Here is a 19358-nt window from a genome sequence, read left to right on the forward strand (position 1 = left end):
GTTTGTCCGTTTTTGGTCAAAAAGATTGAAAAATGACTAAAAATCATCGAAAAATAGTCATTTTCTACGACTTTTTGCTGAAAAATCGCTTTTTTGAAAAAAAATCAAATTCATAAAAAAACTCCCGATTACGAAGAAGCGGGAGTCAATACTTTGATTTTTAAAAAGAAACTATGCAGCAGTCTCTTCTTCAGATGCGTCAACAAGAACTTGACCTCTGTAATATAATTTACCTTCATGCCAGTGAGCTCTGTGATACAAGTGCATTTCACCTGTTGTAGAATCCTTTGCGATAGTTGGCGCAACAGCTTTGTAATGCGTACGTCTTTTATCTCTTCTGGTTTTCGATATTTTTCTTTTAGGATGTGCCATTGTTACCTATTTATCCGTTAATAATTTTTTTAATCCATCCCATCTGGGATCTATATTGTTATTTTCTTCTTTTGTTTCTTTTAATTCCAACTCTTCAAGTTTGTCTAAGGCTTCAGATTGCAACGTTCCATCAAGTACACCGGGATGCACTCTTTTATGAGGGACAGCTAAAACCAACATTTCATACACGTATTGAGCAATATACAATTGGTACTCACCATGAGGAATAATTAAAATTTCATCATTCTCATCGTTATATTCTTCACCAAACTTTACAACCAACTGCAAATCTGACAAAATAACTTGGTCATAAGGCTCTCTTGTTAAATCGCAATCAACATTGACTGATCCCTTAGCCTTGAAGTCAAGTTCCATCATGGTGCTAGTCTTATTTAACTCAACTTCAACATCAATTAAAGTAGCGTTAAACTCTTGATAATCAAAAGATTCAAAGAACTTATTTTCAATCTTATACTCAAACTTATGCTTTCCTAATTTCAGTCCTGAAAAAGGAATAAAAAACTCCTTCAACTTCATCATGTAACTCGTATAGTTTGTGTACCAGCCGTTAAGGCGGGTGCAAAGATAGTATTTATTTGTAAAAACCCAATCTTTTGTCAAAAATAAAGGAAGAGCATTATGCTGATTTCCTTGGGTTTTGTCGTTTCAAGGGGTTTTTTGTTAATTCTAAGAATTCAGTTCTGTTTTTAAATACCTTGATAGCGCTAAAAACAGCCTCTTTAAAAGAACTTTCATCTGCTTTGCCCTGTCCTGCGATTTCATAGGCTGTTCCGTGGTCAGGAGATGTTCTTATCCCATTTAATCCTGCAGTAAAATTTACCCCTTTTCCGAAAGAAAGGGTTTTAAACGGAATTAAACCTTGATCATGATAAGCAGCTAAAATAGCATCAAAATTTTGATGCGAATTAGAGCCAAAAAAACTATCCGCAGAATAAGGCCCGTAAACCAAATCTCCTTTGTCAAAAAGTTCTTGTATTGCGGGTTTTAATATTTTTTCATCTTCTTGACCAATAGTACCGTTGTCTCCACTATGGGGATTAATGCCTAAAAGAGCAATCTTAGGTTTGCGAATACCAAAATCCATTTTCAAAGATTTTAACATCGTTTTTACCTTGTCTTTAATGAGTTTAGTTGTTATAGCTTGAGCTACATCTTTAACCGCGATATGATCCGTTAGCAAGCCAACTCGAAGCGTATCCGTAACCATAAACATTAGGCTCTCTCCTTCTAATTCTTGAGCAAGGAAATCAGTATGACCTGGAAACTTAAAATCTTCTGCTTGAATATTATTTTTATTAATGGGAGCCGTTACTAATACATCAATCTCTCCCTTTTTTAAAGATTCAACCGCTGCTCTTAACGATTTAATGGCATGCTTGCCTCCTTCTGGCGTAGCTTTTCCGAACTCTATTCTAGGAGATTCTTTCCAAATATTCACCACATTAATTTTGCCGTCTAATACCTTTTTTAATTCGTGAACTCCATGAAAATTGAGGTTTAAACCAAGTTGCTGCTTCTGAGTAGATACCGTTTTATTCGAAGCGAAGATTACTGGTGTGCAAAAGTCCAGCATTCTTTGATCTTCAAAAGTCTTTAAAGCTACCTCACAACCTATTCCATTTAAATCTCCTATCGAAATTCCTAACTTTATTTTCTTTCCTTCTGACTTAGAATCCATATTTGAATACCTATTTTTACATTACAAAGCTAGTTAAATTGAAAGAGACATGTTTACAGGCATCATTGAGACATTAGGTACCGTTTCAAATCTTGAAAAAGATGGTGGTAACCTTCATATTACAATATCATCGGCTATAACACAAGAGCTTAAAATAGACCAAAGTGTCGCTCATAATGGAGTATGTTTAACGGTAATTGCTATAGATGGCAACAATTATACAGTAACTGCTATTCAAGAAACGCTAGACAAAACAAGTATTGGTGAGCTCCTATTAAATGATCGTGTTAATCTTGAACGCGCTATGCTTTTGGGAACGCGATTAGATGGGCATTTAGTGCAGGGTCATGTGGACCAAACTGCATTTTGTACAAAGATTGAAGAGAAAGACGGTAGCTGGTTTTTTAGCTTTCAATATGATGCCGAGCTAAATAATGTCACCATTGAAAAAGGATCAATTACCATTGATGGAACAAGTTTAACCGTGGTAGATTCAGAACGAGACAGTTTTAGTGTTGCTATTATCCCTTATACCTTCGAACACACGCGTTTTAACACCTACAAAGTAGGAACAAAAGTGAATTTAGAGTTTGATGTGATTGGTAAGTATGTGGCTAAACTACTGCAGTCTCATTCTTAAATTTTTCTCTAAACCCGTGTCTATTCTTAAACTTTAATAAAAATCTTTCTTTTGTACAGGACATATGCCAAAAGACAATAGAAGGCTACAACACTTAGCCCATAAAGTAAAGAAGACGTTTCCATTGACATAAAGTCTTGCACATAAATATTTTGAAATAACCATCCATGTAATGAGGTGTCGCCAATTCTAATCTGACCCATGATTTTACTAATGAAGCTCGAAAGAAAATAAACTACGATGGCATTAGCCCCGGCATATCTGAAAATACTACCAAACTTAATCTTCTTAATATCCGTTAAATAATAGATTAGGGCAAGAATAATATTGGCCCAACCAGCCGTAACCATAACAAAACTACTTGTCCAAAGAGCCTTGTTAATCGGGAAAATTAAATCCCATAGATGACCAATTAATAGCAATGCTCCACCTAAGCCAAATAAAATAGTAGCCTTCTTTTTTTGCTTAGATAAAAGAATAAGCCCGGTGAATATTCCTAATAATGAACTTGCAATAGATGGGATTGTGCTTAAAAAGCCTTCAGGGTCATAATCAGTTTTGTAATTATGTGAACCAAAAATCTGAACATCTAACCAATTAGCTAGATTATTAGGAGCTCTATCCAAAGTTGATTCAATTCCGTTTACAGGTATTAGCGTCATTAACAACCAATAACCTACTAGAAAACCAACCGTGATACCAATTAAGGTTTTCCATTTAAAATTCAAAAATAATAGTGACGCAAAAAAGAAAACTAGACCAATACGCTGCAATACCCCTGGAAATCGAATGTTTGCAAACTCTTTAAAGAATGGAAAACTAATTGTGAAAGCGCCCAAAAACAGCCCCAATCCTATCAACTTTAGTGCGCGAATACTTATTTTTTTATAGGTGCCACTATTTGTTTGCTTGTATTGATAAGCAAAAACAATAGAAGTTCCGACAATGAACAAAAAGAAAGGAAACACCAAATCTGTTGGTGTGTACCCGTGCCATTTCGCATGTAATAAAGGTGGAAAAACATTAGACCATGTGCCTGGTGTGTTCACCAAGATCATTAAAACAATGGTCGCCCCTCTAAATATATCAACTGATTGAATCCTGTCTTTCATATCGTAGTATTTATAATATATGTTCTTTCATACCTTTCCAAACCTTCATCAGAGACAAGCCAGAGACCAAGGCTATACCAGTTCCAATTAATGCAGAAGTAGTTTCCCCATAAATCCAATACCCGGTGGCGAACATTGCTGAATAAACCAGAGTAACTCCTAAAAGCATCGCAGTTATTCCAGAAGGCACACTCCATTTTTCTTTCGTGTTTACAATTTCGATATTGTCCTTAGTAGCATTTGCAACGACTTTTGCCCATCCTGGCCCACCTGGTTGTATTTTTTTATAAAATGATTGCAAAGTTGCGTCTGATTCAGGTTTAGTCATTAAGGTAACTGCCACCCAAATAGCTGTCGTAACAACTACCACAAAAGGATAATTTGCCCATTCAGGTAATAAGCCAGTTGTAGGATTAAATAAGATTTCTCCTAAGTTTGTTTTTACCAATAGAATTGAAATAATACCAGAAACGAACATTGCAGTGATTTCACTCCAAGCATTGATGCGCCACCAAAACCATCTCAAAATAAAAACCAGTCCGGTCCCTGCTCCAAAAGTCACTAACAAGTCGAATACCTCAAAAGCATTTTGTAGGGTGAGAGCTAATAAGGCGCTCAATAACATTAAAACAACCGTAGAAATTCTGCCCACAGCGACCATTTCTTTTTCTGTAGCGTCAGGCTTAATCTGTTGCTTATAAAAATCAAAAACGATATACGAGGATCCCCAATTAAGCTGTGTAGAAATAGTACTCATATAAGCTGCAACTAGTGAAGCCAAAACAACCCCAAGCAACCCACTTGGTAATTTTGTAAGCATCGCTGAATACGCCAAATCATGTCCTAATTTATTGTCAGCCACATCAGGAAAAGCTTCTGCTATACTAGCAATGTCTGGGTATACCACCAAAGATGCTAGTGCAACTAAAATCCAGGGCCAAGGTCGCAAGGCATAATGCATAATATTAAAGAAGAATGTTGCTCCAATGGCGTGGTTTTCATCTTTAGCCGCTAACATTCGTTGCGCAATATAGCCTCCACCACCAGGCTCAGCTCCAGGATACCAAGAACTCCACCACTGCACCGCAATCGGTATTATAAACATGGTGACTAAAACACTTGTATTATCAAAATCAGGAAGTATATTCAGTTTGTCAGCAACATTTTCATGTGCAATTAAAGCTTCAATTCCACCAACTTCAGGTATGTTAACTAAATAAAAGGCGGCTCCTATTGCCCCTGCCATGGCAACAAAAAATAACAGAAAATCAGTATAAACAACTCCCTTAAAGCCACCTAATGCGCTAAAAACAACCGTAATTAAACCAGCTCCAACCACAGTCTCCCAAGGCTCTAAGCCTAGCATTATTCCTCCAATTTTTATAGCGGCTAAGGTCACAGAGGCCATAGTGATAATATTGAAAAGAGCGCCTAAGTAAATTGATCTGAATTTTCTTAAGAAACTGGCGGGTTTACCCCCATAGCGCATTTCATAAAATTCAAGGTCTGTTTTAACATTAGACTTGCGCCAAAGCTTGGCATAAACAAAAACGGTTAACATGCCTGTTAGTAAAAAACACCACCAAACCCAATTTCCAGATACCCCAGAAGTTCTAACAATATCCGTAACTAAATTAGGGGTGTCCGTTGAAAATGTAGTCGCCACCATTGACAAACCAAGGAGCCACCAGGGCATGGTTCTGCCAGAAAGGAAAAACTCCGAAGAGTTCTTACCTGATTTTTTTGAAACATAAATTCCGATTCCTAATACAAGAGAAAAGAATACAATTATAAAGCTGTAATCGAGCGTGCTGAGTTCCATAGTTGGTTATTGGTTGATTTTTAAAGATATAATTTTTTTATAACCAGTACTTTTTAGAGCATCATTATGCCATAATTCTAGCACTATTTGACAATTTTCAATAGAATTCTATTCTACATCTTGTCTAAATTTCATCTTATAATTATTCGCTTCTACTATTATCCTTTACTTTTAGCCCTATCATTTCATCATAATGTCTACAATTGATTTTGCTGAAGTATCTTCAGTAGGTTGGGTCTTTGCATGTACTGCTGCTTTTTTAATGGGTATTTCAAAAGCAGGGTTAAAAGGGCTTTCTATTTTTAATGTTACCCTCATGGCCTTAGCTTTTGGAGCAAAACAGTCTACTGGTTTTATTATACCGCTCTTACTAGTAGGAGACCTTTTTGCTGTTATTTATTATAACCGTCATACTAAATGGAATTATATTATAAAACTGCTTCCATGGATGATTATTGGTATTTTAATTGGTGTAATTGTTGGTAAAGATTTACCCGAGCATCAATTTAAAATAGCGATGGTAGCGCTCATTTTAATTAGCCTGACAATTATTGTTTATTGGGATAGACGAAAGTCTAAAAAGGTGCCGACACATTGGACGTTCGCCAGCAGTACTGGAGTTGTTGCAGGTATTTCAACTATGGTAGGTAATCTGGCTGGGGCCTTTACAAATCTTTTCTTTTTAGCCATACGATTACCAAAAAACGAGTTTGTAGGCACCGCTGCTTGGTTGTTTTTAATCACTAATCTTTTTAAACTGCCATTTCACCTTTTTGTTTGGAAAACCATATCCACCGAAACATTAGTAGTCAATTTAAAGTTGCTTCCTGCCATTTTTATCGGACTCTTTTTCGGGGTTAAATTAGTTAAAATGATTAACGAGAAACAATACCGCCGTTTCATTATCGCCGTGACCATAATTGGAGCAATCGCCATTTTATTTAGATAGATTCCACGTTTGTATTTTCTTATTTTTAATAAAATTGATTTTAAACTTATGGAAAAGAAAAGTTATAGTCCAATACAAGTCGCTTTAGAAAAAGATAAACGCTACGCCTGGTGTACTTGCAGCCATAGTAATAATCAGCCATTTTGTGATGGCTCTCATAGAGCCCACAATGCTACTCCATCAATGGGGTTTAGTGTTGAAGAAAATAAAGAGGCTTATTTATGTACTTGCAAGCGGACAAGTAATCCTCCTTACTGCGATGGCTCTCATAAGTAGCGGACTAAACTTTTTTTGTAATGTGTTGGTTAGCTGAAAATTGAAATTGTTAAGGGTTTGTTAATTTGTGTTAAAAGTGTTAACTTACACTCAGCCAATCCAACCAACCGCCATGAAAACTTCAGAAAAATTACTCTCAGCTAGAATTTTAACCATTTGTTTGACCATCAGTGTGTTGTTGATTGGTTTTGTAGCCTATGACGCATATGCTCTTGAAATTCAAGAAGAAGTAACTGAAGCTGTTTTAAACACTTTACCTGATTTAGACAATAGCTTGGCCAAACTTTAAGCCTATTCTAACAATTGGGGGCGTATGATATATTGATTACTCCCTTCATAAGCTTCTGCCAATAAATCTGAAATCCCTGAAATAAAGCTCGAATACGTGTTTTCGGTTATAGAACCAACTCGATTTAAATTAGCGACTCCTGGTCCTGTAATTCCAAAAGTGTGCATGCTGAATTTAACGGTGGCCTTTCCAAAAATTACGCTAGCGGTAATCTGTTGAGGAGTATCCAGTCTTGCCTTTTTTTTATGACTAGTAACCCTCATCATGAGTCGCGCTCCAATACCATACTTTTTTACTTTACCGTCGCAATCTAAAGAGCCTTTTTGCAAGTATTCAATTACTGTAATTCTTTCTTGTTTTTTTATATCAACATTAAAAAACCCAAGTAAACTTAAAGCTTTTTCATCTCCATCAAAAAAATCATAGGCATCTATAATAACTCCGTCTTTGAGGTCATGTATGCCAACCTCTGTTGGCAAAATACAATCAGTGATTTGTCTTATACTATTATAATCTAAATGTTTAGAGACGTTTGGACTTACTGCGGTCAATTTAAAAATGACGAAAAGTTGAAAAGTGAATAGGATAGTCTTCATACTTAGTTGATTTCCTATCAAACTAAACACAATTGACAAATCATCAAAGTGAAAATGAGTAAAGCCTTTAAAATGCTTAGGGAACGGGGCATTACCCCTATACTTGTTCTAAGACAAGGTGTTTTTTAAATTCTCAATGTCGCTAGTTGTCAATGGTTTGGTTACATATCCATTTATGAATTCGTAGGTTTTTGACAAGTTCAAATCTTCTGGAGCAATTGAAGAGGTTAAAATTTGAATATTTACCTTTTGTCTTATTTGAGCAGGAGCTGATTTTAATTCTTCCAACAATTCCCAACCATTCATTACTGGCATATTAATATCTAAAAGCAAAAGCTCCGGCAAAAGCTCAGCGGTCTCTACTAAATCAATAAGCTTTTCATAAACACTTAATCCATTTTCAAACTGAACAGTTTCATATTCTGGTAAGTTCAGACCCAATAGAACAGTGGCTGCTGTTCTAAAAATTTCATCATCATCTACTAAAAACAATTGCTTACTCATTATAATAATCGCTAAATATCCTTAGAAAAATAAAGATGAAATATACTCCCCTCATTCAGTTTACTTTCTACTTGGATTTTACCGTCCATGGCCTCCATATGGTTCTTTGTAATAAACAGACCTATGCCTTTAGCATCTTTATTATTGTGGAATGTCTTATACATGCCAAAAATCTTTGAGCCATTTTTATTTAAATCAATGCCGATGCCATTGTCAATAAATGATATCACCGTTTGATTGGGAAGAGCCTTTGCCTTTATTTCAATTTTAAGCTGTTTATTCGGTTTTCTATATTTAATACTATTAGTTAGTAAGTTCATAAAAACGCTTGTCAAATAAGGTTTGACAGCATTTACTTTTAAGTTATCATCAACCTTTAAATGAATTCTTGCAGAAGATTCTAAAACAAGACCATTAATACTATCTAAAACCTTATTAAAAATCTGTTTTACATTAATTTGATTGATTTCACGACTATCTGTGGCTTGAATTTTTACGATTTCATTTAATTGAACTATTGTTTCATCAAGCCTTTCTGAGGAGGTTTGAATCATCTCAATGAACTTTTTTTGTCTATCCGCGGGTAAGTTAGAATTTAACATTCCGGACAACATAGAGATATTGCTTGAATTGGACCTTAAATTATGAGAAACTATATTGGTAAAATCAAGAAGTCTTTGATTCTGTTTTTCGGTAACATTTAAAAGTTTACGAAGTCGGTCATCCCTTCTTTTTATTCTGGTGACATCTGTATTTGCACCAATTAGTCTGTAGGGTTCACCTTTTTTATTGTGAAAAACTTTCGCTTCTGCATGAATATAAGCGATAGTCCCGTCTTGTTTTATAATTCTAAACTCCGTGTCAAGCTCCATTTTACCTTTAATGGCCTGCTCAACTTCAAAAGCAGCTTTCTCTTTATCATCAGGGTGAATTGTGCGCTCCCAAGCATCGTAAACTCCCTCAAAAGCAGCTTTATTTACACCATATAAATCATACATGCGTTCATCCCAAAACAAGGTGTTTTCAATAATATTAAAATCCCATACCCCAACATTAGCACTATCTACGGCTGCTCTTAAGCGGTCATTTAGCTCATCATATTCGCCTCTTTGGCGTTTAGCTTCGTCAATATCTTGAAAAACTCCACTAAAGCCAATTGTTTTGCCGTTTAACCGTTCTGCATTACCAATTGCTCTCACCCACTTTTCATTGCCTTTTGCTGTTATAATAACAAGCTCTAAATCATAACCTTGGCCCGATTCTATACATTCAGATACCGCTTCTATTATTAAATCACGGCTTTTTCCTTCCTTATAAAAATTAATGCCTGTTTCTAAATCTGGAATGAAATTATTTGGAACCTCGTGTATTGCTTTTGTTTCTTCTGACCAATACAAAGAATTTTCTATCAAATTCACACTCCAACTTCCAATTTTAGCTATTTTTTTTGCTTTTTGATCAAGGTCATACTTTAGTTTTTCTCTAGAAATATCATGAAAACATATTTGAAAAAGGTTTTTATCGGTTACAATAGGAAATAAGCTAAGCTTAATCCACCTCAAACTCCCATCTTTTGAAATGACCTCATAAACCTCTGAAAACTGCTCCTTATTTTTAATCTTATTTTTAAAATTCAAGGTTAAATCTCCAAGTAAGTCATGAATAGAATTAATTTGAACATCAGAACGATGTTCAAAAAAGGTATTAATCACTTTTGATGAAGTAATAATTTTTCCTTTTTCTTCTATTATAAGTAAAGGAATGGGTGAATTCTCTAAAGAAAAAAGGGTTTTGGTTTGCACTTAAAGATTGGTTTAAATAGAAAACGTAGGAATTTTCTTATTATTTCAATTACATGAACTTATTGAACATGTTTAAATTTCTTAATTCTAAACCCCTATCTGATAAAGCATTAATAAAATCACTTATACCAACAGGGATTCACTAATATGTTTTAAATCTGCCGAAGTAATTGGTTTTCTTATATACCCTTTTATAAAATCGTAAGTCTTCGAAAGGTTCATGTCTTGTGGTGCAATTGAAGATGTTGAGATATGAATTTGCACCTGGTTTTTAATGCGTCCTTTATGGTTCTTAAGCTCTTCTAGTAGCTCCCAGCCGTTCATAACAGGCATATTAATGTCCAAAAGCATAATCTGAGGTAGGCTGCTTTGGGTAGTTTCAATTTCTAATAATCTTTCATAAACTTCTAGACCGTTTTCAAAATGAATAATTTCAAAATCAGGAAAGTGTGTAGAAATCAGAATTTCTGCAGCCGTTCTAAAAATTTCATCGTCATCTACCAAAAAAATCTGTTTCGACCTCATATGAACTTATTATTTACCATTGTGTTTTGAATAGCAGTCTTAAAATTGAAATTACTGCTAATCTTATTTAACCCCTCTCTTATAGAATATGTTGTTTTTGACAATAATGATTGGGACGAGTATCTAATTAATTTTAAAAGCGAGAGGGGTCGCTCTTGAGCTAAAATGAAATACTAACATAATTTCTATTTTGTTTAATAGTCTTGCTATCGTTTTTGAGATATAATTAATTATTAAATAGGTGTAAATATACTCAACATAAAACTTGAAACGTCATTTTTAGGAGTTAAATTGTATTTTATAAGCTTTAATTGTTTAAAAATGCGTTTTAAACACTTCGTGTTTTTTTGTGATATTCTTTAAAAAGTTAAACAAAAAGAGGTTTTATAAAGTTTATTTATAAAATGAAGTGGTTCTAAAACAACTATTGTTTGGCTTAATTAATAACTAAGGCAAAAGTAATAGCCCCATTTTACGCATAAAAATAGCCTTAGCAACTGCTAAGGCTATTTAGGATAATAATGTGGTCCCACCTGGGCTCGAACCAGGGACCAACTGATTATGAGTCAGCTACTCTAACCAACTGAGCTATAGGACCCGATTTGGAAATTCCAAATCTCAAAATATCAATTCAGATAAAAAATCAGAATTACTATTTAAGGTGCGCAAAATTAGGATATATTTTTTAAGGGAACAAAGTTTCTTTACCCTAGTTGCTTGACTTTTGTTTAATCCTTGAATTTCAGCTTGAGGCTTCTTGGCATAGTTCTACCAAAACACTGTTAGTCTCTTTAGGATGCAAAAAAGCAACTATTTTATTATCCGCTCCATTTTTTGGGAACCCAGGCAAAATCTTAAACCCTTCTTGTTTTAATCGTTCTATTTCTTTCTCTAAATCTCCTACAGCAAATGCAATATGGTGCACACCTTCGCCTTTCTTGTCTAAAAAATTGGCTATTGGGCTTTCATCGTTAATCGCTTCTAGTAATTCAATTTTGTTTGGGCCCGATTTAAAAAAAGAAGTTCGAACGCCTTCCGAAGCAACTTCTTCTGTTTTGTACGACGGTACTCCAAGTAGTTTTTCAAAAAGCGCATTCGAGACGGCTAAGTCTTTAACAGCAATACCTATATGTTCGATTTTGTCCATAACATTCTAAATCAGAATAAGCTTTAATGCTAATTACAGCATCTAAAGTTAGCAAATCATGAGCTTCGTAAGTATTTGCCTTATTTTTGTATAGAATTAATGGATTATGGAAACACAGCGTCAGAAGAAAATAGCAGGTATTATTCAACAAGACATGGCCGAGGTTTTGCAGCGAGCGGCAACAGACGGGGGATTAAAAGGCACCCTAATCTCAGTATCTAAAGTCTATGTGACTTCTGACCTTTCAATTGCTAAAATATATGTTAGTATTTTCCCAAACGACAAGGCATCAGAACTATTAGAAGGCATGAAGTCTAATGAACCTCTTATCAAGCATGAATTGGCACAACGCACTAGAAATCAATTGCGAAGAGTTCCTCACCTGAATTTCTATATAGATGATTCTTTAGATTATATTGATGGAATTGAAAAATCATTAAAAGGTGATGAAAACCCGATTGAAAACAGAGATTTATTGCCTAAAAGAAAGAAATCATAGCCTTTGAATTTTCCACTTTACATCGCTAAGCGGTATATACGCTCAAAGAGCAATCAAAGTGCTGTAAACATTATTAACTTTATTACCTTTTTAGTTATTGTAATTGGCTCTGCTGCCTTATTTATTGTGCTTTCTGCCTTTGCAGGGTTAAAAACCTTTAGCCTGCAGTTTTCTAACACCTTTGACCCAGACCTAAAGGCAATTGCAACTACCGGAAAGTTTTTTTCTCTTCATGAAGATGATGCAAAAAAGCTATCGGAAATAAATGGTATTGCCAATTATTCTAAAGAAATTGAAGAGCGAGTTTATTTAAGTTTTAAAGAAAAAAATCACATAGCTTATATCAAAGGCGTTGGAGAAAACTATCGAAGTGTTACAGGACTTGACAGTACCTTATATTATGGGAATTGGAGTGATAATGCATTAAGTGTTGTTGCCGGTAGGGGCGTCGTAAATAGGTTGGGGATCGTAACCAATTCTAGAGATGCTTTAAAGGTTATTACCCTTAAACCTGGTAAGAGCTCCTTAACTGCTGATATGCTCAGTTCAAAATCAGCGTACAATCAATTATCCGTTAACGTGAGTGGTGTGTATGCCATTGAAGAAAGTCTTGATAATAAATATATTATTGCCGAATTACCCTTGGTTCAGGCATTTTTAGAAAAAAACAGCACACAAATCTCTGCCCTAGGTTTTAAACTATCTAAGAACAGTAATGAAGAAGAAGTGAGAGCTGCTGTAAATTCGGTCCTTGGAGATAAAGTTATTGTTTTGAATCGAAGAGAGCTTAATAGTACTCTTTATCGCATGCTTAATACCGAGAATATGGCTACTTATCTAATTTTCACACTTGTTTTAATTATTGCGCTTTTTAACGTGGTTGGAGCCATCATTATGATGATTTTAGATAAACAACAAAATTTAAAAACATTATATTCATTAGGCACGACCTTAAAAGAACTGCGGCGAATTTATTTTGTTCAAGGTGTTTTGGTTACTACTCTTGGAGGGTTGATGGGTGTGATCTTAGGTTCTCTGCTTATAGGTTCTCAAATAGCCTTTGAATGGTTAATGATTACGCCTTCATTGCCTTACCCTGTTGAATATAACATTATGAACGTGCTAGTAGTTTTAGCAACGATTATTATTCTCGGCCTGCTATCCTCAAAAATAGCAAGTAGCAGAATATCTAAGGAACTTATAGCAAATTAAGATTCGTCTAGACAGCAATAAACAACCTTATGTAGCAAATTGAAAATCTCCGAATATTTCAAGCACCTCATCAAAAGCAGCAAAAACATCTTCTGATTCATCACTGGTAACCATCTTCATACGGTATGGCTTAAAATTTGGTACCCCTTTAAAGTAATTCGTGTAGTGTCGGCGTGTTTCAAAAACACCAAGTTTTTCGCCTTTCCAATCAATAGACATTTGTAAATGTCTTCTCGCAGCTTCAACGCGCTCAACCATGGTAGGGGGGTCAGCATGTGTTCCTGTTTCAAAAAAGTGTTTTACTTCTTTAAAAAACCAAGGATAGCCAATACTAGCACGGCCAATCATTGCGCCATCTAGCCCATATTCATCTCGCATTTTCACTGCGGCTTCTGGCGAATCAACATCGCCATTGCCAAAAACAGGAATATGCATTCTTTGATTATTCTTTACTTTGGCGATTGGTTCCCAATTAGCATTGCCTTTATACATTTGCGCTCTAGTTCTACCATGAATAGCAATAGCTTGGCAACCTACATCTTGTAATCTTTCGGCAACCTCGACAATTTTAATAGAACTTTCATCCCAGCCCAAACGAGTCTTAACCGTTACCGGTAATTTAGTGTGTTCAACCATAGCTTTAGTCAAAGACACCATTAAGTCAATATCTTTTAAAATGCCCGCACCGGCTCCTTTAGAAACTACTTTCTTTACGGGGCACCCAAAATTAATATCGATAATATCGGGCCTAGATTTTTCAACAATCTCAACAGACTGTAACATCGAATCTAAATTGGCGCCAAATATTTGAATGCCTACTGGGCGTTCTTTTTCGTAAATATCTAACTTCATAACACTCTTAGCTGCGTCACGAATAAGCCCTTCCGAAGAAATAAATTCTGTATAAACAACGTCTGCACCTTGCTCCTTACACAAGGCGCGAAAAGGTGGGTCGCTTACGTCTTCCATCGGTGCTAATAGCAATGGAAAATCTGGTAGTTGTATGTCTCCTATTTTAGGCAATTTCTTTTTTTAAGGATTGCAAAAATACATTAAAACTCGATACTTCTCAAAATGAGCCAATTAGGTTTAAAATTTAACTTGAGCAGCTATTTTTTTGCCTTTTCTTTCAACAATAACATTTGCAGTATCACCTTCTTCAAAAGCTGAAAGAGCGCGCATATAGCTCATCATGTCGGTAACGGTGCTATCTCCCAATTGTACAACCACATCACCTTTCAATAGCCCAGCAATAGCAGCCGGCCTTTCTTCACTAACGCCATCAATTCTCATTCCTTGACCATCAAAGAGATAATCAGGCATAACACCCAATCCTACTTTAAAACGAGGTACTTCTTCGCTTTCATTTTTTGTTTTTCTGAAGGTTAGTTTTTTGGTATCGTCTAATTCTGCAATCACAGTTAGAACATAATCGCCAATCATTTCCATTCCTTTATAATTCAATTTCTCAAAATCGTCAGATGGTTTGTGATAATCTTCATGCTGACCAGTAAAAAAATGTAAGACGGGAATCTCTTGCAAATAAAAAGAGGTATGGTCGCTCGGACCAACTCCTGATTCGCTCAACACCAATTTAAAACCTGGATTATTAGCATTTAACACTTGACTCCAAATTGGCGTTGTACCCGTTCCGCTAATCGCTAGAGTTTTATCTTTTCTAAGTCTTCCAACCATATCCATATTAATCATATAATTGGCTTTTTCTAAATCTATGGTAGGGTTTTTACAAAAATAGTTGCTGCCTAATAGGCCCATCTCCTCACCTGAAAAGGCCATAAATAAGTAATTACTGCCTGGCAAACTGTCTTTTAATTTTTCTGCTAATTTCAGCATGACTCCAACTCCACTTGCGTTGTCATCTGCACCATTATGTATGGCTTCGCCTTCAGCATAAAGAGAACCTTCTCCACCCATACCAAGGTGGTCATAATGGGCGCCAATTATGGCGGTTTTATTTGCGCCATTATCAATGTAACCTATTACGTTAGTCCCCGTGATAGTTCCATCGCCAGAAACAAACTCTGCCTCAGAATGAGGGTCTTTTTTTGGTTTGAATGTAAATGTTTGAAAATAGGTGCCTGCATTTCCTCTCGGAGACAATCCGATTGACTCCATCCTATTCTTTAAATATTGAGCCGCTTGAAGTTCTTGAGGTGTTCCAGTTTCACGGCCAGCAAGGCTATCATTTGCTAGAAAAGCAATGTCTTCTTTTAAAGATACTTTTTTCTGAACCTCTTGCTTGCATGACGCCAAACAAATAAAAAACACAACTAAAACAAAGAAAATACCCTTCATAGCTTTTATTTTTACCAAAAATACATCAAATGAGAAATTTTCTTGCTTTCATTTTTATAATGATAATGGTAAGTTGTAAGACTGAAACCAAAAAAAAAGTATTAAAAGATGAGCAGGCGACCTCACTTATGGCTGGCAGCGATACTTTAATATACCCTGAAGAGAAGCATTTTAAAAGTATTCGACAAATTACTTTTGGCGGAGATAATGCGGAGGCTTATTGGAGTTGGGATGATAAGCAGATGATTTTTCAATCCAATAATGAAGCCTGGGGAATGGAATGTGATCAAATGTTTTTAATGCGAATTGAAGAAAATTTCAAAGATAAGAAGCCTCCTATGGTTAGTACAGGTTTTGGGCGTACCACTTGTGCTTATTTTTTACCTGATAATAAACATTACGTATATGGTTCAACGCATTTAGTTGATAAAGAATGCCCGGAAGTTCCTCTTAGAAAAAATGGTAATTATGTATGGCCGGTGTACGACTCTTTTGACATATTTGTTGCGGATTTAGAAGGAAATATAACAGCTCAATTAACCAATGAAAAGGGGTACGATGCCGAAGCAACAGTTTCACCAAAAGGGGATAAAATAGTCTTTACCTCTGATAGAAGTGGTGATTTAGAATTATATACGATGAATTTAGATGGTTCTGATGTATTGCAAATTACAGATGAGCTTGGTTATGATGGGGGTGCTTTTTTCTCTCCAGATGGCTCAAAATTAATATTCAGAGCTTCGCGACCAAAAACTCCAGAGGCGATTAAAAAATATAAAAACTTACTTGCAGAGGGTTTGGTTGAACCTACAGAAATGGAGCTGTTTATTTGCAACGCAGACGGCTCTGATTTAAAGCAATTAACTTTTTTAGGCAATGCCAACTGGAGCCCTTTCTTTCATCCTTCAGGCGAAAAAATACTATTCTCTAGCAATTTTGAGGCTGAAAAAGGCTTTCCTTTTAATCTATATTTTATTGATATTGATGGTAAAAACCTTGAACGTGTAACTCATGGAGAAACCTTTGACGCTTTTCCTGTTTTTTCAAATGATGGTAAGTACCTAGCTTTTTCCAGCAACAGAAATAATGGTGGTACTAGAGATACCAATCTTTTTATTGCGGAATGGCAAGATTAATCTTCTTTTGACAGTCGATCACGTTCTTTCTTATCAATTCCTTTTTGGTTGTCTTCTAGACGGAAGTTTCCAAAATTATACGTGAAGCCAATCTTAACAAACTGAGTTTCTGGTTGTACAAAATAAAAGTTGTCTTGGTTTAAATATCTAGACCTCAATATTGAATTTACATCTCCCAACAAATCTTGGGCGGTAATAGAAATAACAGCCTTATTATTCCAAAGCGATTTTCTTAACCCGACTGATAAATCAGTATATGGATCTTGAATATAAGAGCCAAACAAGTAATTCGACATGTGGCTAAATGTTACCTCACCACTAAGTGTTCCGTCCGCAGAAAGTGTTAAATAATTAGCAAAATACACAAAATAACCATTTACCTGATTGGTAAACTCTTGATTGTCACTTTCTTCAGCCAAAAACGTTTCATCTTCATGAAAGAGAGATATATAAGCATACAAAAACCAAGGGTTGGAAATGCTCTTACTCACCGTAAAATCTAATCCATAAGATGTACTTCCCAACACATTTTGTCTTGACGCTCTCAAAACCTGGGTCTCATTATCTTGAAACACTAACTTCCTACTTATAAAATTTCCATTATCTCGATAGTACAAATCAAAAAAGTATTCACTGTTGAGTGTATAATTGAAATTGAAATTATTAGAAAAGCTTGGCACTAAATTGGCATTACCCTCAAAGAAGTCATTTTCATTTGAGAAATAACGGAAAGGGTTTAAATCATTATACCTTGGACGTTCGACTTTTCTGCCATAATCAATAGCAAAACTATGGTTGTCTGATGGTGCATATAAAAAATATACCGAGGGAAAAGGCTCGAAAAACTCCTGTTTGTTAATTTCGCCTAATACCAACGAATTGCCCACAGCATTGGTGTACTCTCCTCTTAAGCCCAATTTCATAGATAACTTTTCCCAACTTTTCACAAAACTCAAATAAGCAGCATAAATTTCTTCATCGTACAGGAAATCATCTGATAGCCCTTCATTTATACTATCATCACTTCCTGAAAAATTGGAATAATTAATTGTGCTTTGAGAATCAACATTTGAATATTTTATTCCTGATTCAAAGGAAGCGCTTCCCAAAGGGGATGCAAAGTCAAGTTGGCCTGTGAAAATATCTACATTTTGCAAAGCGTTAGTTTGAAAACCAAAATCTCTTAAGAACACTCCGGAAGGATTAAAATAATTAGAGAAAATACTTTGTTGTAGGTCTTCATTGAACCTAGTGTAATGGCTATTTAAGTTAAGTGAGGCTCCTGGTTTTTTAAGTTTATGTACGTAAGAAACATCAAAAGCTAAATTGGTATTCCCTTCTTCTGTGTTACTGTTGGTGGTAAAAGTAGAGTCTATTTGACTTTGGGTATTGGCAATTGAAGCAAAAAGGTTGTTATTTCTTTCTTGGTTATTGTTGAAAATAAGATTTGAAGCAATATCTAACGTGTTTCTTTCGTCAAATTCATAATCCAAATTGACATTAACATTATGAGCATCAGAGCGAGACACCTCTTCTTCATTTGTAGACCATATGGAATTTATAATATTAGCAGTGTCAAAAAAATTGATTCCTTTTTGTTCCCGAAAATTGTCTTTTCTAGGATTATAGGAGTAATTAGCAAAGACATTTAATTTTTCAGTTTTATAATATTGACTTGTACCAATACTATACTTTGGATAAATGGACTGTGTATATGTTCCATTCACACTACCTTTATAACCAGGCACTATATTTTTACTGGTTACAATATTTAGAATTGCCCCAGATTCGGCATCATATCTTGCAGGTGGATTTGGAATAACCTCAACAGATTTAATATTAACCCCAGATAAACCTTCAAGTAAGTCTCTAACTTCTTGACCACTTAATTGCACTTTTCGATCGTTGATATAAACATTTGCGTTTTGTCCTCTTATCTGTAAATCTTCTTGGTTAACAATAACCCCCGGGGTTCCTTTCAAAATATCCCAAGAACTACCTTGTGAAACAACTGTGTTTTCTACTAGAAACACCAGTCTGTCTGCTAATCTTTCTACTGTTGGTCTTCTGGCCGTAACTACCACTTCGTCAAGAGTTTCTGCCTCCGTTGGAATTACTAAGGCGCCTAGTTTTACGGTTTGCTGAATATCAAGGGCTAGTGGTTTTGACCCTCTTCCGATATAGCTCGCTTGCAGTAAATAAAGGTCAGGGAATACCTCTTCCAATATAAAATACCCATTATCATCAGCTGATGTTCCTTTAACAAATGTAGAGTCTTTAGAACTCAACAATAATATATTTGCAAAAGGTATGATATCGTTGTCGCCATTAACAACCTTTCCTGATATCTCAAAGGTTTGTGAAAAAATGCTTCCGCAAAGGAAAAACACCATAAAAATGGTTAGCAGTAAGTTCTTCATTTAACGTTTGGGTTCTAAGTCAAAGCTAAGAAAATAATTTAG

Annotated in this window: 20 protein-coding genes and 1 tRNA gene; 7 read left to right on the top strand and 14 right to left on the bottom strand. The window is 35.3% G+C overall.

What is annotated here, in order from left to right; genetic code table 11:
- Positions 1 to 171: 171 nt before the first annotated feature.
- The 3 genes from rpmF to pdxA all read right to left on the bottom strand — a co-directional run bounded on the left by rpmF (position 172) and on the right by pdxA (position 2071).
- Complete coding sequence (gene rpmF / locus RM520_RS02225; protein ID WP_311384077.1) at positions 172 to 372, bottom strand: 50S ribosomal protein L32; 201 nt, start codon at positions 370 to 372, stop codon at positions 172 to 174.
- Positions 373 to 378: 6 nt separating this feature from the next.
- Positions 379 to 912: a YceD family protein gene (locus tag RM520_RS02230; RefSeq protein WP_311384078.1), complete on the bottom strand. Its 534-nt coding sequence runs from the start codon at positions 910 to 912 to the stop codon at positions 379 to 381.
- Between the two features lie 97 nt (positions 913 to 1009).
- A complete protein-coding gene (pdxA, locus tag RM520_RS02235; protein WP_311384079.1) occupies positions 1010 to 2071 on the bottom strand; it encodes a 4-hydroxythreonine-4-phosphate dehydrogenase PdxA in 1062 nt (353 codons plus the stop codon).
- Positions 2072 to 2120: 49 nt separating this feature from the next.
- Here pdxA and RM520_RS02240 point away from each other — a divergent pair, with 49 nt between their 5' ends.
- Entirely contained in the window at positions 2121 to 2711 is a 591-nt protein-coding gene (locus RM520_RS02240) for a riboflavin synthase (RefSeq protein ID WP_311384080.1), read from the top strand.
- A 26-nt stretch (positions 2712 to 2737) separates the two neighbouring features.
- On the opposite strand, the gene RM520_RS02245 is transcribed toward RM520_RS02240, so the two are convergent.
- Both RM520_RS02245 and RM520_RS02250 read right to left on the bottom strand, forming a co-directional pair.
- Complete coding sequence (locus RM520_RS02245; protein ID WP_311386821.1) at positions 2738 to 3823, bottom strand: acyltransferase family protein; 1086 nt, start codon at positions 3821 to 3823, stop codon at positions 2738 to 2740.
- A 10-nt stretch (positions 3824 to 3833) separates the two neighbouring features.
- The gene (locus RM520_RS02250) at positions 3834 to 5645 is read right to left on the bottom strand and encodes a sodium:solute symporter family protein (protein WP_311386822.1); all 1812 of its coding nucleotides are present in this window, start codon (positions 5643 to 5645) and stop codon (positions 3834 to 3836) included.
- 193 nt (positions 5646 to 5838) lie between these two features.
- Between RM520_RS02250 and RM520_RS02255 the strand changes: the two genes are divergently transcribed.
- From RM520_RS02255 to RM520_RS02265, 3 genes are all read left to right on the top strand, one after another.
- Positions 5839 to 6594, top strand: coding sequence for a sulfite exporter TauE/SafE family protein (locus RM520_RS02255; RefSeq protein WP_311386823.1), 756 nt, complete (start codon positions 5839 to 5841; stop codon positions 6592 to 6594).
- A gap of 48 nt (positions 6595 to 6642) precedes the next feature.
- Positions 6643 to 6870, top strand: coding sequence for a CDGSH iron-sulfur domain-containing protein (locus RM520_RS02260; protein WP_311386824.1), 228 nt, complete (start codon positions 6643 to 6645; stop codon positions 6868 to 6870).
- Positions 6871 to 6982: 112 nt separating this feature from the next.
- Positions 6983 to 7159 (top strand): hypothetical protein, encoded by a 177-nt coding sequence (locus tag RM520_RS02265; RefSeq protein ID WP_311384085.1) that lies wholly within the window; start codon positions 6983 to 6985, stop codon positions 7157 to 7159.
- A gap of 2 nt (positions 7160 to 7161) precedes the next feature.
- On the opposite strand, the gene RM520_RS02270 is transcribed toward RM520_RS02265, so the two are convergent.
- The 6 genes from RM520_RS02270 to mce form a co-directional block, all read right to left on the bottom strand.
- Positions 7162 to 7755, bottom strand: coding sequence for a hypothetical protein (locus RM520_RS02270; RefSeq protein WP_311384086.1), 594 nt, complete (start codon positions 7753 to 7755; stop codon positions 7162 to 7164).
- Positions 7756 to 7863: 108 nt separating this feature from the next.
- Positions 7864 to 8259 carry a response regulator gene (locus RM520_RS02275; RefSeq protein WP_311384087.1) on the bottom strand — a complete coding sequence of 132 codons (396 nt, stop codon included), beginning with the start codon at positions 8257 to 8259 and terminating at the stop codon, positions 7864 to 7866.
- An 11-nt stretch (positions 8260 to 8270) separates the two neighbouring features.
- Positions 8271 to 10061 (bottom strand): PAS domain-containing sensor histidine kinase, encoded by a 1791-nt coding sequence (locus RM520_RS02280; protein WP_311386825.1) that lies wholly within the window; start codon positions 10059 to 10061, stop codon positions 8271 to 8273.
- Positions 10062 to 10184: 123 nt separating this feature from the next.
- Positions 10185 to 10586 (bottom strand): response regulator, encoded by a 402-nt coding sequence (locus tag RM520_RS02285; protein ID WP_311386826.1) that lies wholly within the window; start codon positions 10584 to 10586, stop codon positions 10185 to 10187.
- Positions 10587 to 11110: 524 nt separating this feature from the next.
- A tRNA-Ile gene (locus RM520_RS02290) sits at positions 11111 to 11184 on the bottom strand.
- Between the two features lie 144 nt (positions 11185 to 11328).
- Positions 11329 to 11733 (bottom strand): methylmalonyl-CoA epimerase, encoded by a 405-nt coding sequence (gene mce, locus RM520_RS02295; protein ID WP_311386827.1) that lies wholly within the window; start codon positions 11731 to 11733, stop codon positions 11329 to 11331.
- A 106-nt stretch (positions 11734 to 11839) separates the two neighbouring features.
- Between mce and rbfA the strand changes: the two genes are divergently transcribed.
- Positions 11840 to 12232, top strand: coding sequence for a 30S ribosome-binding factor RbfA (rbfA, locus tag RM520_RS02300; protein WP_311384091.1), 393 nt, complete (start codon positions 11840 to 11842; stop codon positions 12230 to 12232).
- A gap of 3 nt (positions 12233 to 12235) precedes the next feature.
- Complete coding sequence (locus RM520_RS02305; protein ID WP_311384092.1) at positions 12236 to 13444, top strand: ABC transporter permease; 1209 nt, start codon at positions 12236 to 12238, stop codon at positions 13442 to 13444.
- Between the two features lie 27 nt (positions 13445 to 13471).
- Here RM520_RS02305 and dusB read toward each other — a convergent pair whose 3' ends face one another.
- Together dusB and RM520_RS02315 are read right to left on the bottom strand one after the other, a co-directional pair.
- Positions 13472 to 14467, bottom strand: coding sequence for a tRNA dihydrouridine synthase DusB (dusB, locus tag RM520_RS02310; RefSeq protein WP_311386828.1), 996 nt, complete (start codon positions 14465 to 14467; stop codon positions 13472 to 13474).
- A gap of 66 nt (positions 14468 to 14533) precedes the next feature.
- Positions 14534 to 15760 carry a M28 family peptidase gene (locus tag RM520_RS02315; RefSeq protein ID WP_311386829.1) on the bottom strand — a complete coding sequence of 409 codons (1227 nt, stop codon included), beginning with the start codon at positions 15758 to 15760 and terminating at the stop codon, positions 14534 to 14536.
- Positions 15761 to 15789: 29 nt separating this feature from the next.
- On the opposite strand from RM520_RS02315, the gene RM520_RS02320 reads away from it, so the two are divergent.
- Positions 15790 to 16896, top strand: a complete 1107-nt coding sequence (locus RM520_RS02320; protein ID WP_311386830.1) for a TolB family protein — start codon at positions 15790 to 15792, stop codon at positions 16894 to 16896.
- Here RM520_RS02320 and RM520_RS02325 read toward each other — a convergent pair.
- Positions 16893 to 19316: an outer membrane beta-barrel protein gene (locus RM520_RS02325; protein ID WP_311386831.1), complete on the bottom strand. Its 2424-nt coding sequence runs from the start codon at positions 19314 to 19316 to the stop codon at positions 16893 to 16895. The two genes, RM520_RS02320 and RM520_RS02325, sit on opposite strands and share 4 nt — an antisense overlap.
- Positions 19317 to 19358 lie beyond the last annotated feature (42 nt).

Source organism: Croceitalea vernalis (assembly GCF_031846405.1).
Taxonomy (GTDB): domain Bacteria; phylum Bacteroidota; class Bacteroidia; order Flavobacteriales; family Flavobacteriaceae; genus Croceitalea; species Croceitalea vernalis.

Bases quoted from the DNA above. Each gene is read 5' to 3' on its own strand.
- RM520_RS02245 (WP_311386821.1), bottom strand. From the start codon at position 3,823: ATGAAAGACAGGATTCAATCAGTTGATATATTTAGAGGGGCGACCATT.
- RM520_RS02240 (WP_311384080.1), top strand. From the start codon at position 2,121: ATGTTTACAGGCATCATTGAGACATTAGGTACCGTTTCAAATCTTGAA.
- RM520_RS02315 (WP_311386829.1), bottom strand. From the start codon at position 15,760: ATGAAGGGTATTTTCTTTGTTTTAGTTGTGTTTTTTATTTGTTTGGCG.
- mce (WP_311386827.1), bottom strand. From the start codon at position 11,733: ATGGACAAAATCGAACATATAGGTATTGCTGTTAAAGACTTAGCCGTC.
- RM520_RS02265 (WP_311384085.1), top strand. From the start codon at position 6,983: ATGAAAACTTCAGAAAAATTACTCTCAGCTAGAATTTTAACCATTTGT.
- RM520_RS02320 (WP_311386830.1), top strand. From the start codon at position 15,790: ATGAGAAATTTTCTTGCTTTCATTTTTATAATGATAATGGTAAGTTGT.
- RM520_RS02250 (WP_311386822.1), bottom strand. From the start codon at position 5,645: ATGGAACTCAGCACGCTCGATTACAGCTTTATAATTGTATTCTTTTCT.
- RM520_RS02255 (WP_311386823.1), top strand. From the start codon at position 5,839: ATGTCTACAATTGATTTTGCTGAAGTATCTTCAGTAGGTTGGGTCTTT.
- RM520_RS02275 (WP_311384087.1), bottom strand. From the start codon at position 8,259: ATGAGTAAGCAATTGTTTTTAGTAGATGATGATGAAATTTTTAGAACA.
- RM520_RS02260 (WP_311386824.1), top strand. From the start codon at position 6,643: ATGGAAAAGAAAAGTTATAGTCCAATACAAGTCGCTTTAGAAAAAGAT.
- RM520_RS02285 (WP_311386826.1), bottom strand. From the start codon at position 10,586: ATGAGGTCGAAACAGATTTTTTTGGTAGATGACGATGAAATTTTTAGA.
- RM520_RS02230 (WP_311384078.1), bottom strand. From the start codon at position 912: ATGATGAAGTTGAAGGAGTTTTTTATTCCTTTTTCAGGACTGAAATTA.
- rpmF (WP_311384077.1), bottom strand. From the start codon at position 372: ATGGCACATCCTAAAAGAAAAATATCGAAAACCAGAAGAGATAAAAGA.
- rbfA (WP_311384091.1), top strand. From the start codon at position 11,840: ATGGAAACACAGCGTCAGAAGAAAATAGCAGGTATTATTCAACAAGAC.
- RM520_RS02270 (WP_311384086.1), bottom strand. From the start codon at position 7,755: ATGAAGACTATCCTATTCACTTTTCAACTTTTCGTCATTTTTAAATTG.
- RM520_RS02325 (WP_311386831.1), bottom strand. From the start codon at position 19,316: ATGAAGAACTTACTGCTAACCATTTTTATGGTGTTTTTCCTTTGCGGA.
- pdxA (WP_311384079.1), bottom strand. From the start codon at position 2,071: ATGGATTCTAAGTCAGAAGGAAAGAAAATAAAGTTAGGAATTTCGATA.